The sequence below is a fragment of the Alloalcanivorax marinus genome, from assembly GCF_016785095.1.
GTDB classification, from domain to species: Bacteria; Pseudomonadota; Gammaproteobacteria; order Pseudomonadales; family Alcanivoracaceae; genus Alloalcanivorax; species Alloalcanivorax marinus_A.
Window position 1 is genome coordinate 194,695 of sequence record NZ_JAEKJB010000002.1, and the last position, 14,842, is coordinate 209,536.

The following is a 14,842-nucleotide window of genomic DNA, read 5'->3' on the forward strand; positions in this document are numbered from 1 at the left end:
GATGGCGCTGCCCGATGGCGGCCAGGCGCTGCGCGAGGACTCCTGGCTGCGCCTGCTGAGCCTGTGGCTGCCGCCCCTGGCGACGCTGCTGTTCCTGGCGATCTTCGCCCAGGGCGCGCCCCGGGATCTGCCCCTGGCGGTGGTCAACCTGGACCCGGGCGGCGCCTCCCGGGCGCTGATCCGCGCCCTGGACGCCAGCCCCGGGCTGGCGGTGCACCGGGAATACCGCTCCCTGGCGGGCGCCCGCGTCGCCCTGCGCCGGGGCGAGGTGCTCGCCACCCTGGTGATTCCCGAGGACTTCGCCGCCCATCTGCGCCAGGGGCGCAGCCCCCGGCTGGCGGCCTTTGAGAACACCCAGTACCTGCTGGCCGGCAAGTTCATCGGCTCCGCCCTGGTGGACGCGGTGGGCGACTACGGCGCCCGGGCCGGGGCCGCCCTGCGCCTCGCCCACGGCGACCCGGCACCGCGTGTGGCCCTGGCGGTGAAGGCGGTGCGCCCCCAGGTGGTGTCGTTGTTCAACCCGGCCATGAGCTACGCCCGTTTCCTGGTCACCGCCATCGCCCCCGCCATGTGGCAGGTGCTGCTGGTGGTGGCCACCGTGCTGGCGGTGTTCTGGCGGCTGCGGCGGGCGCCGTTGCCGGCCGGCAACGGTGCCCGGCTGAAGGCGATGACCTCGACCCTGGCGCCGCTGGGCCTGGTGTTCTGGCTGCAGGGGCTGCTGATGCTGGCCCTGTTCGCCGTGTTTCTGGAGTGGCAGCCGGCCGGCGGCTGGGGCTGGCTGCTGCTGGGCCTGGCGCTCACCGTGCTCGCCGTGCAGGCGATGGCGGTGCTGATCGTGGCACTGATGCCCGAGCCCCTGCATGCGCTCAGTGCCTGCGCCGCCTACCTGGCGCCGGCGTTCGCCTTCATGGGTATTACCTTCCCGCGCGCCGACATGAACACCCTGGCCTGGTGGTGGGGCGCGCTGATGCCCTCCACCCACTACATGGAACTGCAAGTGGCGGTGGCCGACCACGCCGCGCCCTTCGCCACCCTGTGGCCGCCACTGGTGGCGTTACTGCTGTTCCTGGCGCCGTTGCCGCTCAGTGTCCGGGCCCTGCCCGGGGGCGGTGCCTCATGAGCCGGCTGGCGCGGGCCTGGGGCCAGGAGTGGCGCTATCTGTACCGCGACTCCGCGGTGATGATGGTGCTGCTCGGCGGGGTGTTGTTCTATGCCTTTCTGTACCCGCTTCCATACCGCCACAACGTGCCCGGCGAGCAACCGGTGGTGGTGGTCAACCGGGATCATTCCGCCCTGGCGCGGGAGCTGACGCGGCGGGTGGAAGCCACCCCGGAGGTGCGGGTGGTGGCCCGGCTCGATGACGAGGACCAGGCCCGGGAATGGATCGCCGAGGGCCGCGCCCACGGCCTGCTGGTGATCCCGGCCCACTTTCAGCGCGACCTGATGCTGGGCCGGCCCACCACGCTCAGCTACGCCGGCGACGCCAGCTACTTCCTGATCTACAGCCGTGTGGTGGAAGGGCTGCTCACCGCCGGCACCACCCTGAGCCTGGAAACCCAGGCCCGCCGCGCCCTGATGCAGGGCCGCGAGATGACGCGCATCCCCGGCGAACTGCAGCCGGTACGGCTGGTACGCGAAGGTGCCTTCAATCCGCTGGAGGGCTATATCGATTACGTGGTGCCGGCGGTGTTCGTGCTGATCCTGCACCAGACCCTGCTGATCGCCGCCGGCTGCCTCACCGCCCGCGACCGCTGGCGGCGCGGGCAGGGCGAGGCCGCCGTGCCGCTGCGCCTGGCGCTGCCGCTGCGCCTGCTCAACTTCGTGGCCATCTACCTGCTGTTCGCGATGCTCTATTTCGGCGTCTTTTTCCAGTACTACCAGGTGCCGCGCCACGCCGATCCCATCGCGCTGCTGGCCCTGGCCACCCTGTTCCTGACCGCCACCGGCCTGTGCGCCCTGGCCTTGGGTTACGCGGTGAACCGCCTCGAAGGGCCCACCCTGGTGGTGCTGGTCTCGTCCCTGCCGATCGTGTTCTGCGCCGGCTTCGTGTGGCCTTCGCAAAGCCTGCCCACGGCGCTGCGCTGGCTAGCGGACCTGGTCCCGGCTACCCCGGGCATCCAGGCCTTCCTCAAGCTCAACCAGATGGGCGCCGCCCCCCATGAACTGGCGCCGGAGCTCACGCTGATGCTGGCCCAATGCCTCGGCTACGGCCTCCTGCTGCTACTCCTCGCCCGCCACCGCCGCCCCCCACAACCGCTCTGGGTACCGCCCCATCGCGACTGAAGCGGTACGCCGCCCGGTCGCTCCTACGATGGTGTATCGAAGTTGTAGGAGCGACTTCAGTCGCGATGGGGCTCACCCCAACCCAAACGGTGCGCTCCGGCGAAGCTACCTCGGAGCGAGTCGGCCTGGGCCCCTTTCCGGGACCCTGTTTGACAGGATGTCAAACCGGGAGTCTCCAGGGATGGATTCACGACGTTCCCGGAAAGGGGCCCAGGCCGACTCGCGGCCCCGCTAGAGAGACTCCCACATCCGGGAGCCACCAAATCAGGCCCGCAACCGCCCCATCCGCAGCCGCCGCCAGCCCACCACGCCGGCCACCTTCAGCAACGAACTGAGCCCACCGGCATCCGCCATCGGCGCCTTGCCCCGCGCGATGCGCGCCAACTGCAGCGTATACCAGGACACCTCCATCATCGCCGCGTTGTCCACCGCGCGAATCCCGGTACGGATCGGCGCCACCGCGCTGGTCACCGCCTCACCTTCCAGCAGCCGCCGGCTGAACGCCGGGTCCACCACCAGCGGCCGCGCCAGGCCGATCAGATCCGTGGCGCCGTCCGCCAGTGCCGCCGCCATGCCGTCCCGGGAGCGGAAACCGCCGGTCACCATCAACGGCACCGCCACCCGCCGGCGCACCTGCTCCGCGTACTCCAGGAAATACGCCTCGCGCCGGCGCGTGGATTCGCGCACCCCGGCTCCGGCCATGCGCGGCGCCTCATAGGTGCCGCCGGAAATCTCAATCAAATCCATGCCCCGGGCGGCCAGGGCCTCCACCACCGCCAGGGATTCCTCCTCGCCGAAGCCGCCTTTCTGGAAATCGGCGGAATTGAGCTTGATCGACACCGGATAATCGTCGCCCACCCGGGCACGGATCTCGTCGTACACTTCCAGCACGAAGCGCATGCGCTTGTCCGGGCTGCCGCCGTACTCGTCCTCGCGCCGGTTGTGACGTGGCGACAGGAACTGGCTCACCAGATAGCCGTGGGCACCGTGGATCTGCACGCCATCGAAACCCGCTTCCTTCATGATCGCGGCGGTCTCGCCGAAGCGGCGCACGATGTCCTGGATCTCCGCCACGCTGAGCGCCTTGGGGGTGTGGAAGAAGCGTTTCAGGCCCGGGTCCTCGAAGGGCAGGGCGGAGGGTGACACCGAGCGCCGGTTGAGCGCCGCCGGTGCTTGCTTGCCCGGATGGTTGAGTTGCACCCAGATGGCGGCGCCGGTTTCCTGGCCGGCGCGGGCCCAGTCGCGCAGACGCGGCAGGTCGCGGCGGTCCTCCACCACCACGTTGCAGGGCTCGCCCAGGGCATGGCGGTCGATCATCACATTGCCGGTGATCAGCAGGCCGGTGCCACCCCGCGCCCAGGTCCGGTACAGGCGTGGCAGGCGGGGCGTGACCCGGTTGCCCGGCGTGCCAAGGGTCTCGCTCATGGCCGACTTGGCCAGGCGGTTCTTAAGAACGGCCCCGCAGGGCAGGGTCAGGGGTTGTTCCAGGGTGACGGTCATGGCGGTCCTCGCACTCGATGAACTGGCCCGCGCAGTGTGCCCCGGAATGCCGGGTCCTTGCGGGCCAATCAGCGGCGTTTGCGGGCCACCAGGGTGGCCCGGCGAGGCGCCGGGTGGCCCTCCCGGGTGCGTGACGGATGGTCCGGGTCGAGGAAGTCCGGCAGCGATTGAAAGCGCATCCAGTCGGTGGCGCGCTGCTCGTCGGTGGTGGTGACGGTTTCGTCCACGCAGCGTACCTCCTCGAAGCCACTGCGCCGCAGCCAGATCGCCAAGTGGGCGCTGCTGGGCAGGAAGAACACATTGCGCATCGCCGCGTAACGGCCCTCGGGCATCAGCACGGTGTGTTCGCCACCTTCCACCACCAGGGTCTCCAGTACCAGCTCGCCGCCCGGGCGCAGGGCGCCGGCCAGTTCCAGCAGGTGGTCCAGGGGCGAGCGGCGGTGGTAGAGCACGCCCATCGAGAACACGGTGTCGAAGGCGGCGCTGGCGGGCAGCTCTTCCATGCGCAGCGGCGCGAACCAGAACGGCGCCCGTGGCGCGTAACGCCTCACCGCCAGATACTGCATCAGGAACAGGATGGTGGGGTCGATGCCGAGCACGAAGTCGGCGCCGGCGCCCACCATGCGCCAGCCGTGGTAGCCGCTGCCGCAACCCACGTCCAGCACCCGGCGACCGCGCAGGTCGGACAGGTGCGGCGCCACCCGTTGCCACTTCCAGTCGGAGCGCCATTCGGTGTCCACGGTTTGGCCGAAGAACTCGAACGGGCCCTTGCGCCAGGGGATCAGCCCTTGCAGGGCGGTCACCAGGGCATCGCGATCCACGGCCGCGCCCGGCGCACCCAGGGTGACGGTGTCCCGGTCCAGGTCATGGGGCGCGGGGCCCGGTGGCAGGGCGGCCACGGCATCGCGCCAGCGGGGCAGGTCGCCGTGGGGCTTGTCGATCAGACGCTGGCGGCTCAGCGCCAGCACCGGGTCGGCGCCGTCGCCGAGCACCGGGGGCAGGGCCCGGGCCAGCTCGTTCAAATAGGTAGGCAGCATGGCGCGGATTATCCGGGTGGGGTGTCGTTGCCGCAATGGGGCCACATCGCTCCGCTCGGCAGTGATCCTCACCGTCATTGTTCTTCGTGGTGGTGCGGGCCTAGGAGGGGGTGGCACCGGGGATCAGGGACGCTTCCAGCAGGTGGTCGATGAGGCGCATGCGGGTGGGTTCGTCCAGGCGCCGCAGGGCCGGCGACAGCTCGCGCACCAGGATGCCTTCATCATGGCGGCTCAGTTTCTCCACCAACTCGTGGAGCTCGCCGGACGCCGCCGGCGGCTCGGTGCCCGCCGTCGCCGTCGCCGCGAAACGCTCCAGGGCGGCGCGGGCCCGGCGCGACAGAATCGGCTCGCCGCCGTCCTCCTCGGCGGCCAGCAGACAAAGGGTGTCCATCAGCAGTTCGCGGACCGGTTCGCGGCTTTCTTCTTCCTGGTCGCTCTCGGACACATGCACCGCCATGCAGGGATGAAGCCGCAGCGCCCGCTCATCCAGTGTGAAGCGGGTGCGCTCGAACCAGCCGCGCAGCCGCTGGCCCAGGCACACCGCGCCCTCCACCCGGGTGCCAGGCAGGCACAGCACCAGATAGCCCCGTTGCCAGGCCACCAGGCCGTCCTCGGCGCGGATGCGCCGCTCCACCGCCTGGGCGAGCTGGCGCTGTAGCTGGCGCAGCCGCTCGCCGCCCAGTTGGCGGCCAATGGCCGGCAGTTCCTTGAATTGAATGGCCAATAAGGACAACGGCAAACGGTGCCGTTGGCACAATGAGAAAAGCTGCGCCAGCGGGGCAAGACCTTGGCTGTGGGTGCGTGAAGCGTCCGTCCCGGAAGTCATTCTGTGATCCCGTGTTGAAGTTATTATCTGCTCCTGCGTTACACGGGCTTTCCTTAGCAATACGGCAGCGGGGTTGCCGCTTTTCACATAGTAAGTGTTTCGCTAAGCAATACTTCCGGTTCGTACCAACGGTTACAGGAAATCCGGTTTTGGTTACGAACCCGTTATCCGGGACCGTTCTGTATGACCACGATTTTGCTCACCGCCGTGATTTCTTCCGCCATTACGTTGTTCGTGGTGGCGCTGTGGGGCCACTTCTATTTACAGCCGCGTTTGAAGAGTGGCCTGAAACGGGAACTGGACGAGGAAGCGCGCAAGGCGGCGGATCTGATCGCGGCGAGCGTGGAGGAGGCGGTGAAGCGGGGCATCAACGAGGGCGTGCGCAATCTGCCCACCCGGGAGATGCTGGAAGAGACCAGCCGCAGTCTGGCGCGTTCCAGCACCGAGTTGGTGGGCGAGCGCATCAGCAAGTTCTTCGGCAAGAAATAGCCGCTTCAGTCGCGATCAGCGCTCCCGGTGCATCAGCCGCCCGATGATCAGGGCCAGGCCGAAGCTGATCATCGCCAATGACACATAGTCGTGGGCGAAGGCGCGCCAGGTGTCCTGCCACTGGCCCAGAGCGCGCAGCAGCGCCACCAGCATCAGGCCCAGGCCGGCCACCAGGAAGGCCAGATCGAGCCGGCGCGCGTGGCGGATTTCCCGGCGCAGGCCGCGCACCTCCTCGATCAGATCTTCCTGCAGCAGTTGCTGGCGGGCCATCTGCGCCGCCAGGTCCCCGAGGTGATCGGGCAGCCCGGCCAGCTTCTCCAGCCACACCGGGTCTTCCCGGCGCAGCACCGCGAGCAGTTCCTTGAGGCGCACATGGTCGTCCAGCCAGTTGCGGGCCAGCGGCCACAGGCTGAATTCGCTGATCATGCTTTGCAGGCGTTCCAGGGTGTCCGGCGGGCCGGTGATGCGCAGGCGTTCCTCGGCGTCACCGCTGTTGGGGGCCAGCAGCCAGTGCAGCATGGCGCCCAGGGGCCCGCGCACGCGCACGTCCACCGGGCCCTCGTATTCGTCGTGCAGCTCCACGCCGTCTTCATAGATCAGCATATAGAGCACCCACATGGGGTTCTCGCCGCGTACCCGCACGGCGGTGCCGTGCAACGCCGCCAGTTGCTCGCGCCCGCGCGGGTCGCCGGTAAGCGCCTGGTTGAGCAGGGTTTCCAGGGCGCCGTACATAAGCAGCCCGGGCAGGGTGGACGGCGTGGTCATGGAATACGAAATCCTTCTGTTCTGGCGTGCGAATACTGGCTGGAAGTATGGGGCAAGCGGGGGCGGTTGCCAAAAATTACGCGCCGACGCTGAGTGGACGACCGCCAGTGTCCCTATACTAGGAAGCGGATTATTACCATAACATTGGCTTTCGTGACCGGCGCGCGCGCCCCGAGGGAGCTGTTCTCGGCGGGACCGGGCGGCTAGGCTTGTGGCTCCTCGGTGTTTGGAAGATGCCGAAGGCTCGCCGCGTCCACCCTGGGAGGGGGTTGTTGCCCGACATGCTGGATTCGTTGTTTTCCCATCCGGATTTCTGGAAGTACTTCAGCCTGCCGTTTATCGCCGGCGCCGTGGGTTGGGCCACCAACTGGATGGCCGTGCAGATGACCTTCTATCCGTTGGAATTCATCGGTATCCGCCCGTTCCTGGGCTGGCAGGGCATCATTCCGTCCAAGGTCGAGAAGATGGCCGCCATCGTGGTGGACAAGACCCTGCAGAAACTGGGCAGCCTGGACGAGTTTTTCCGTGAGATGGAGCCGGAAAAAATCGCCGCCCACCTCACCAAAAGCATCCAGGCCCGCATCGAGGAATACGTCGACGAGGTAATGACCGAACGCAACGCGGTGCTCTGGGAGAACCTGCCCCTGGCGGTGCGCAAGCGGGTCTACGCCCGGGCCCGCCGTGCCATTCCGGCGGTGATGGACAACGTGGTCGACGACATCAGCCGCAACCTGGAAAACCTGGTGGACATGAAGCACATGATCGTCGAGCGCATGCGCTCGGACAAAGCGCTCATGGTGCAGATGTTCAAGGAAGTGGGGGAGCCGGAATTCCGCTTCGTCACCAACTCCGGTTTCTATTTCGGTTTTCTGTTCGGCCTGGTGCAGGTGCCTGTGTTCATTCTCATGCCCGCCAACTGGGTGCTGCCGGTGTTCGGTTTCATTGTCGGCATCGCCACCAACTGGCTGGCGTTGAACGTGATCTTCCGGCCCCTCAACCCGGTGCGGGTGGGGCCGTTCCGGCTTCAGGGGCTGTTTCTCAAGCGTCAGAAGGATGTGGCCGAGTCGTTCGCCCGGCTCACCACCGAGGAACTGGTGACGTTGCGCAACATTATGTACCAGGTGATCAACGGCCCCCGTGGCGATCGCACCAAGGCGTTGATCAAGCGCCACCTCAAGCCGCTGCTCAATGGCGGCTTCGTGCGCACCGCCGCCCAGCTTACCGTGGGCCCCGGTGGCTACGCCGACCTCAAGCGCGCGGTGGAGGACAAGGCCGTGGACCTGGCGGTGGAGCCGTTCGAGGACGACCGCTTCAACCGCGAGCGCAGCAGCATCATCGAGCGTCTCATGCGCGAGCGCATGCAGGGACTCAGCTCCGAGGAATTCCAGGACCTGCTGCGCCCGGCGTTCCAGGAAGACGAGTGGATTCTGATCCTGGTGGGCGGTTTCCTGGGCGCCATGGCCGGGCTGGCGCAACTGATCTTCGTGTTCGGGCTGGCGTGACCATGAATACCGTGACCCTCTCATCCTACGATCTGGCGCTGCTGCTCACCGGCTGTGCATTGCTGTCCGCCCTGATCACCCTGGTGGTGGTGGGGCTGGTGGTGAAATTCTGGCTCGGGCCACGCCTTGAACGGCATATCGACGCCCGTTTCGAGGCCGGCGCCGACCGCCTCACCGAGCGCTTCGTGGCGGTGCTTACCGGCAAATCCCGGGATTTGATCCGCGATCGCGCCCGGGATCTGGCCCGCTTCGTGGGCGGACGCCGGCCCCGCGAGGAAGGCGAGGACCGGGAATAGCTTGTCGGACAAGCCATTGGCCGGGCCTGTCATTTTTGGCCTATACTCCCGCGCTGCCAGCGTTTGACCGAGAGTGAGGCCCATGTCCGATCGCGACGAACACCAGGATTCCCAGCCGCGGGATGAGCGCGGCCACCCCCTGCGGGCGCTGTCCGGCGCTTCCCGCGACCTGCGCAAGTACACCCATCAGATCTGGCTGGCCGGCCTGGGCGCCTACGCCCGCGCCGAGGAAGAGGGCAGTGGTTTCTTCGATGCCCTGGTGGAAGCCGGGCGCGAGGTGGAGCGTCGCGCCAAGGAAAAGACTCCGCGGGTGGAAGACATAAAGGAACGGGTGCGCCATCACACCGGCGAAACCATCGATCGCATGGAGAAGGCCTTCGACGATCGCCTGGGCAAGGCTCTGTCCCGGCTCGGCATTCCCAACAAGCGGGAAGTGGATGCCCTGCGCCAGCGCGTCCAGGAGCTCACCGACGCCCTGGAGCATATGGAACACGATGACGACGACACCCCGCCGGAGCAGGGCGGCCCGCGCTGATTCGCCCCACGGCGGGGCAGGCGCCCCGCCAAAACCGGTTATGCGCCGGTTCCCACCAGATTGCCCACAGAATTATCCACAGGATGGCCCCGGTTCGCGCCAAAGCGGGGCACCCATACCCGTGTTCCATGCACCACCGGCACCGTGGCGGTGCTTTTCGTGTGTCCATTCGCGTGACGTCATTTCACTATTGACAAGATCGTGAAACCCGGAAACTGTGCACAGCTTCGTCGGGATTGGGAAAGAAGGTAACAGGGCGCCCCGCAACATGGGAAATAGGCTTTATATAAAGCATAAGTCATTGTTTTTATTGTTTTTTCTTATTTTGGTCAAAAAAACGTCAAAGAGAGGAAAGGGCCTTTTTTACGCTGTTGGGGCCACTTTTCCGCGTTTTCTTCACAGGTTTATCCACAGGATCTGTGGAAAACCTTTCCGGCGGAAAAATCGCTCCGCGGACGTCCAGTCCGTGATGTGAAGGATTGGTTAAATTCACCGCACTCCGCGCCGTTGCCCGGAATGACCGCGTGGGGACCGGTCTTCCAGCGTTTCTTCACACCTTTATCCACAATATCTGTGCATAAAAAAACGCGGGCCCGGAGGCCCGCGTTTTTGTTCAGCCGCGATGGGTTGGCGGTCTAGAAGCGGTACTGCCCACCGTCGATCCCTTGCTGAACCTCCGGCGTGAGACGCTGGTAACAGCTCTCGCCGGGCAGCAGCACATAGACCGGATCGTCATGCTTGCTCAGGTCGTACTTCTCGTCCTTCAGCTTGTTCTTCTGGTGCTTGAAGGTGCCGGTGGTTTCCACCCCGTGGTCGGTGATGCGCAGGAACACCGGAATCGCGTAGGGCGGCAGCTCGCGCTGCAGGTAGGCGCACAGCGCCGGCCAGTCCACGTCGTCGTGGGGGCGGTCCAGGCGCAGTTCCGCCATGCCGGCGCGACCGTTGGTGCCGGGGATCTCCACGCCGTAGACCACGGATTCCACGATCTGCTCGAAGCCGTCCAGGATCTGCTCCACCTCGGTGGTGGACACGTTCTCGCCCTTCCAGCGGAAGGTGTCGCCCAGGCGGTCGACGAACTGGGCATGGCGGAAGCCGATGTCGCGCATCATGTCGCCGGTGTTGAACCAGGCGTCGCCTTTCTTGAACACGTCCCGGAAGATCGCCTTCTCGGTCTTCTCCGGATCGGTGTAGCCGTCGAACGGCGTCTTGTCGGTGATCTCGCCGAGCATCAGGCCGGATTCGCCCTTGCCCACCTTGATCATGTAGCCGTTCTTGTCGCGCACCGGCTCGTCGGCTTCCTTGTCGTACTTGACGATGGCGTAGCTCACCGGTGAGAAGCCCACCGTGTTGTCGAAGTTGAACACATTGGTGAACGCCACGTTGCCCTCGGAGGAGGCGTACAGCTCCACCACGCGTTCAATGCCGAAGCGCGCCTTGAACTGTTTCCAGATGCTCGGGCGCAGGCCGTTGCCGACGATGGTGTGCACCGGGTTGTCGGCGTCGTTGGGTTTCTCGGGCTGCTCGTTGAGATAGCGGCACAGCTCGCCCACGTAGCCGAAGGCGGTGCAGTTGTGCTTGCGCACGTCGTCCCAGAAGCGGCTGGCGGAGAACTTGCGGGCGATGGACAGGCCGCCTTCGCCGGCGATCACCGAGGCCCAGCAGATCACCATGCCGGTGGCATGGTAGAAGGGCAGGGTGCAGTACAGGCGGTCGTCCTTGCCCAGGCGTACCGCGGAGTAGCCGAAGGCGCCGTAGGCTTTTTCCCAGCGGCCGTGGTTGAACACCACCGCCTTCGGCAGGCCGGTGGTGCCGGAGGTGTAGATGTAGAACAGCGGATCGCGCAGGAACGTCTGGTTGGTGGTGGCGGGATTCTCGCTGGAGCAGTCCTTGATCTCGGTGGCCAGGTTGGCGAAACCCTCCGGCGCGGTGCCCGGGTCCGCCAGGGTGTCCTGATCGGCGAAATAGAAGAAGTTCTTCTTCAGGTCCAGGTCGTCACGGATATCGCGGATGGTCTCCACCAGCTCCTCGCCAATGATCGCCGCCTTGGGCTCCACCAGGTTGAAGCTGTGCACCAGCACCTTGCCTTTTTGGGAAGTGTTGAGCAGGGCGGCGCACACGCCCAGCTTGGCGCAGCCAAGCACCGCGGCCAGCAGCTCCGGGCGGTTCTCCACGTCCACCGCCACGGTGTCGCCCTTCTTCAGGCCGATGGAGGCCAGGTAGTCGGCGATGCGGTTGGCCCAGGCGTTGAACTGCTTGTAGGTCAGTTCGCGGTCGTCCTGCAGCACGGCGACGCCGTTGGGATTGCCGGCGGTGGCCTGCTCGAAGGCCACGCCGAGCCCCAGCGGCTTGGAGGTATCGGTGATCTTGCTCATCTTGGAGCCCTTGATCAGACCGGGCAGATTGCCGATCACTTCAGGCACCTTGGAAAGCAGCTTGGGCAACGTAATCACGTCGGCGTTGCTCATGGGGTCTCCACTGTCTGTGTTCTTGGAATGCCCGGACCACGCCGGGAGCTCAAACCGATTGCAAACGGGACCCGCCGGGCCTCGGAAGCGGGGTATACCTTACCGGTGGATACGTATACCGGCAATCGATCCGAGACGCCCTGTGCGACCAGTCGGTCGCTTCCCTACAACGGGGCCGCCCGTAGTGAACCATATTCTGGCACCCTCGTGCCTTGGCCCTGGGAATCCCGTGGCTTGTCCTTAAAGCTCATCGGTTACCGTGATCAGCAACTGCTGACGCTTGACCTGATCGCCGGCGGCGGCCTCCACCCGTTCCACCCGGCCATCGCGATCCGCCTTCAGGGCGTGCTCCATTTTCATCGCTTCCAGTACCGCCAGGGTCTGACCCTTTTCGACCGTGTCGCCGGGGCTTACGTTCACTTCGATCACGGCGCCGTCCATGGGCGCCTTCAACTGTCCGGAGCCGGGACCGTCGTCGCCGGCCCCGGCGCGGTGGGTGCGCTCCTCGAAGGCTACCCGCGCGGCACCGTCCTGCAGCCACAGCGTCTCGCCCTGGCGCCACCAGCGGTAGCGGCGGCGCACGCCGTCCACGCTGGCCACCAGGCCGCCATCCTGGTGGACCAGGTCCAGGGTCAGCCCGGGCTGGCCGTGCACGCCGTCCGGCGTCAGATACAGGGTGCGTTCCTGCTCGCCGCTGGCCAGCACCAGGGGCTGGGCACCCAGGCCACTGGAATGCCAGCCGGCATAACCACGACCGGCGGCGGCGCCGGAACGACCCAGCAGCAGCGCCGCCAGACCCCACAGGGTGTCGCATACCGCCAGCGGCTCCAGGGCCGGATCATCGGCGAACGGGCCGCCGATAAAGGCGGTGGTGGCGGCGCCGGTGGCGAATTCCGGGTGGCGCAGGATCGCCGCCAGGAAGCGGCGGTTGTCGTCCAGCCCCATCAGCTCGGTATCCTCCACGGCGCGGATCAGTCGCCGGCGGGCCTCGTCGCGGCTGGCGCCGAAGGCGATGATCTTGGCCAGCATCGGGTCGTAGTGGCTGCCCACCTCGGCGCCGTCCACCAGCCCGTGGTCCACGCGCACGCCGTCGCCGGTGGCGGGGCGCCAGCGTTCCACGGTGCCGGTTTGCGGCAGGTAGTTCCGCGCCGGGTCCTCGGCATAGAGGCGCACCTCCATGGCGTGGCCGCTGAGTGTCACCTGTTCCTGGCTGAGCGGTAGCGGCTCGCCGGCGGCCACGCGCAGTTGCCAGGCCACCAGGTCCTGGCCGGTGACCAGCTCGGTGACCGGGTGCTCCACCTGCAGCCGGGTGTTCATTTCCAGAAAGAAGAAGTCGCCGTCGTCGCCGAGCAGAAACTCCACCGTGCCGGCGCCTACGTAGTCGCAGGCCCGGGCGGCGTTCACCGCCGCCTCGCCCATGCGCGCGCGCAGCCCGTCGTCCACCGCCGGGGAGGGCGCCTCTTCCACCACCTTCTGGTGGCGGCGCTGCACCGAGCAGTCCCGTTCGCCCAGATGAATCACATTGCCGTGGTGGTCGCCGAACACCTGGATCTCCACGTGGCGGGGGTTGACCACCGCCCGCTCCAGGATCAGCTCATCGTTGCCGAAGCTGCTTTTCGCTTCCTGGCGAGCGCTCTTGAGCTGGGCGGCGATGTCGCCGGCGTCGGTGACCACCCGCATGCCGCGGCCGCCGCCGCCGGCGCTGGCCTTGATCATCAGCGGCAGGCCGACCCGCTCCGCTTCGCGGATCAGGGTGTCGTCGTCCTGGGCCTCGCCCTGGTAGCCGGGCACGCAGGGCACGCCGGCCTCCTGCATGGCGATCTTGGACAGGCGCTTGGAGCCCATCAGCCGGATCGCCGCCGGCGGCGGGCCGATGAAGGTAATGCCGGCGGCGGCGCAGGCCTCGGCGAAGTCCGCGTTCTCGGACAGAAAGCCGTAGCCGGGATGCACCGCGTCGGCGCCGGTGCGCCGGCAGGCGTCCAGCAGTGCCTCGCTGTTCAAATAGGAGCGCGCCGCCGTGGCCGGGCCGATGCACAACGCTTCGTCGGCCAGGGCCACATGGCGGGCGCCGGCGTCGGCCTCGGAAAACACCGCCACGGTGCGATAGCCCAGCGACTGCGCCGAAGCGATCACCCGGCAGGCGATTTCGCCCCGGTTGGCGATCAGAATCTTTTCAAAGCTCATCGATGATTCCTTGTCATTTGTTCCCGGTCGTGGCGCCGTTATCGCGACTGAAGTCGCTCCTACCGCGATGAGAACCGCTGTAGGAGCGACTTCAGTCGCGATCGTCGGCCCAGGACGGCGCTCGTTTCCGCACGAAGGCCAGGGTGCCTTCCTGGCCCTCGTCGCCGTTGACGGCGTCGGCGAATTCCCGGGCGGCCCGGTCCAGCAGCTCCTCCATGGGCACGCTATCCACGTCCAGCACCAAGGCCTTGGTGGCGCGGTTGGCGCCGGGGGCGCAGCGGCGCACCTGGTCGAGCAGCCCGGTGAGCTTCTTGTCCAGCTCCTCGGCGGAATCGGCCACCTCGTGAACCATTCCCAGGGCCAGGGCCCGGTGGCCGTCGAAGCGGGCCCCGGTGAGCGCCAGCCGGCGCGCCTGGGTGAGCCCCACCCGCCGCACCACGAACGGCGCGATCTGGGCGGGAATCACCCCGAGGCCGGTTTCCGGCAAGGCGAAACGGGCGTCCCCGGCGGCCAGGGCCACATCGGACACGCACGCCAGCCCGAAGCCGCCGCCCATCACCGCGCCCTCCAGCACCGTGATCAGTACCGCCGGCAGACGGTTGGCCCGGGTGATCATTTCGCCGAAGCGGCGGTTGAGGCGGAAGAACGCCTCCGGGTCGCCGTCGGCGGCCTTTTGCCGGGCGCCGGCCATGTCCTTGATGTCGCCACCGGCGCAGAAATGCCCGCCGGCGCCACGCAACACCAGGGCGCGCACGCTTTCATCGCGCTCCACCGCCTCGAAGGTGGCCATCAGCTCTTCCACCATGGCCAGGCTCATGGCGTTGCGTGCCTCCGGACGGTCCAGCGTGACGCGCAGCACGCCGCCGTCGCGGTGCAATGTGATCGTCTCGGTTCTGGGTAAATCCATAGCTCTGTCTCGTTCTGAAAACGGGCGGCCTGACGGTCGCGATACAGGATGCA

The 14,842-nt window shown here is 67.0% G+C and carries 13 protein-coding genes; 6 read left to right on the top strand and 7 right to left on the bottom strand.

Annotated features, from left to right (window positions below; genetic code table 11):
- Position 1: 1 nt before the first annotated feature.
- Both JF515_RS02675 and JF515_RS02680 read left to right on the top strand, forming a co-directional pair.
- Positions 2–1,120, top strand: a complete 1,119-nt coding sequence (locus JF515_RS02675; protein ID WP_203100745.1) for an ABC transporter permease — start codon at positions 2–4, stop codon at positions 1,118–1,120.
- A complete protein-coding gene (locus tag JF515_RS02680; RefSeq protein ID WP_203100746.1) occupies positions 1,117–2,283 on the top strand; it encodes an ABC transporter permease in 1,167 nt (388 codons plus the stop codon). Before JF515_RS02675 ends, JF515_RS02680 begins: the two co-directional genes overlap by 4 nt.
- A gap of 264 nt (positions 2,284–2,547) precedes the next feature.
- Here the strand turns inward: JF515_RS02680 and JF515_RS02685 are convergent, their stop codons facing one another.
- The 3 genes from JF515_RS02685 to JF515_RS02695 form a co-directional block, all read right to left on the bottom strand.
- Entirely contained in the window at positions 2,548–3,783 is a 1,236-nt protein-coding gene (locus JF515_RS02685; RefSeq protein ID WP_203100747.1) for an NADH:flavin oxidoreductase/NADH oxidase family protein, read from the bottom strand.
- A gap of 68 nt (positions 3,784–3,851) precedes the next feature.
- Positions 3,852–4,820 (bottom strand): tRNA 5-methoxyuridine(34)/uridine 5-oxyacetic acid(34) synthase CmoB, encoded by a 969-nt coding sequence (cmoB, locus tag JF515_RS02690; protein WP_203100749.1) that lies wholly within the window; start codon positions 4,818–4,820, stop codon positions 3,852–3,854.
- Between the two features lie 100 nt (positions 4,821–4,920).
- Positions 4,921–5,646, bottom strand: a complete 726-nt coding sequence (locus JF515_RS02695; protein WP_203100751.1) for a hypothetical protein — start codon at positions 5,644–5,646, stop codon at positions 4,921–4,923.
- 183 nt (positions 5,647–5,829) lie between these two features.
- Between JF515_RS02695 and JF515_RS02700 the strand changes: the two genes are divergently transcribed.
- Entirely contained in the window at positions 5,830–6,135 is a 306-nt protein-coding gene (locus JF515_RS02700; protein ID WP_203100753.1) for a hypothetical protein, read from the top strand.
- A gap of 15 nt (positions 6,136–6,150) precedes the next feature.
- Here JF515_RS02700 and JF515_RS02705 read toward each other — a convergent pair whose 3' ends face one another.
- Complete coding sequence (locus JF515_RS02705; RefSeq protein WP_203100755.1) at positions 6,151–6,900, bottom strand: SCP2 sterol-binding domain-containing protein; 750 nt, start codon at positions 6,898–6,900, stop codon at positions 6,151–6,153.
- Positions 6,901–7,181: 281 nt separating this feature from the next.
- Here JF515_RS02705 and JF515_RS02710 point away from each other — a divergent pair, with 281 nt between their 5' ends.
- From JF515_RS02710 to JF515_RS02720, 3 genes are all read left to right on the top strand, one after another.
- On the top strand, positions 7,182–8,402 hold the full coding sequence (locus JF515_RS02710; protein ID WP_203101401.1) for a DUF445 domain-containing protein: 1,221 nt from the start codon (positions 7,182–7,184) through the stop codon (positions 8,400–8,402).
- Between the two features lie 2 nt (positions 8,403–8,404).
- Positions 8,405–8,698, top strand: coding sequence for a hypothetical protein (locus JF515_RS02715; RefSeq protein WP_238400806.1), 294 nt, complete (start codon positions 8,405–8,407; stop codon positions 8,696–8,698).
- Between the two features lie 82 nt (positions 8,699–8,780).
- Entirely contained in the window at positions 8,781–9,233 is a 453-nt protein-coding gene (locus JF515_RS02720; protein WP_203100757.1) for a phasin family protein, read from the top strand.
- Positions 9,234–9,868: 635 nt separating this feature from the next.
- Here JF515_RS02720 and JF515_RS02725 read toward each other — a convergent pair.
- The 3 genes from JF515_RS02725 to JF515_RS02735 all read right to left on the bottom strand — a co-directional run bounded on the left by JF515_RS02725 (position 9,869) and on the right by JF515_RS02735 (position 14,789).
- Positions 9,869–11,698, bottom strand: a complete 1,830-nt coding sequence (locus JF515_RS02725; protein WP_203100760.1) for a long-chain-acyl-CoA synthetase — start codon at positions 11,696–11,698, stop codon at positions 9,869–9,871.
- A gap of 240 nt (positions 11,699–11,938) precedes the next feature.
- A complete protein-coding gene (locus tag JF515_RS02730) occupies positions 11,939–13,882 on the bottom strand; it encodes an acetyl/propionyl/methylcrotonyl-CoA carboxylase subunit alpha (protein ID WP_203100762.1) in 1,944 nt (647 codons plus the stop codon).
- A 91-nt stretch (positions 13,883–13,973) separates the two neighbouring features.
- Entirely contained in the window at positions 13,974–14,789 is an 816-nt protein-coding gene (locus JF515_RS02735) for an enoyl-CoA hydratase/isomerase family protein (protein ID WP_203100764.1), read from the bottom strand.
- Between the last annotated feature and the right edge of the window lie 53 nt (positions 14,790–14,842).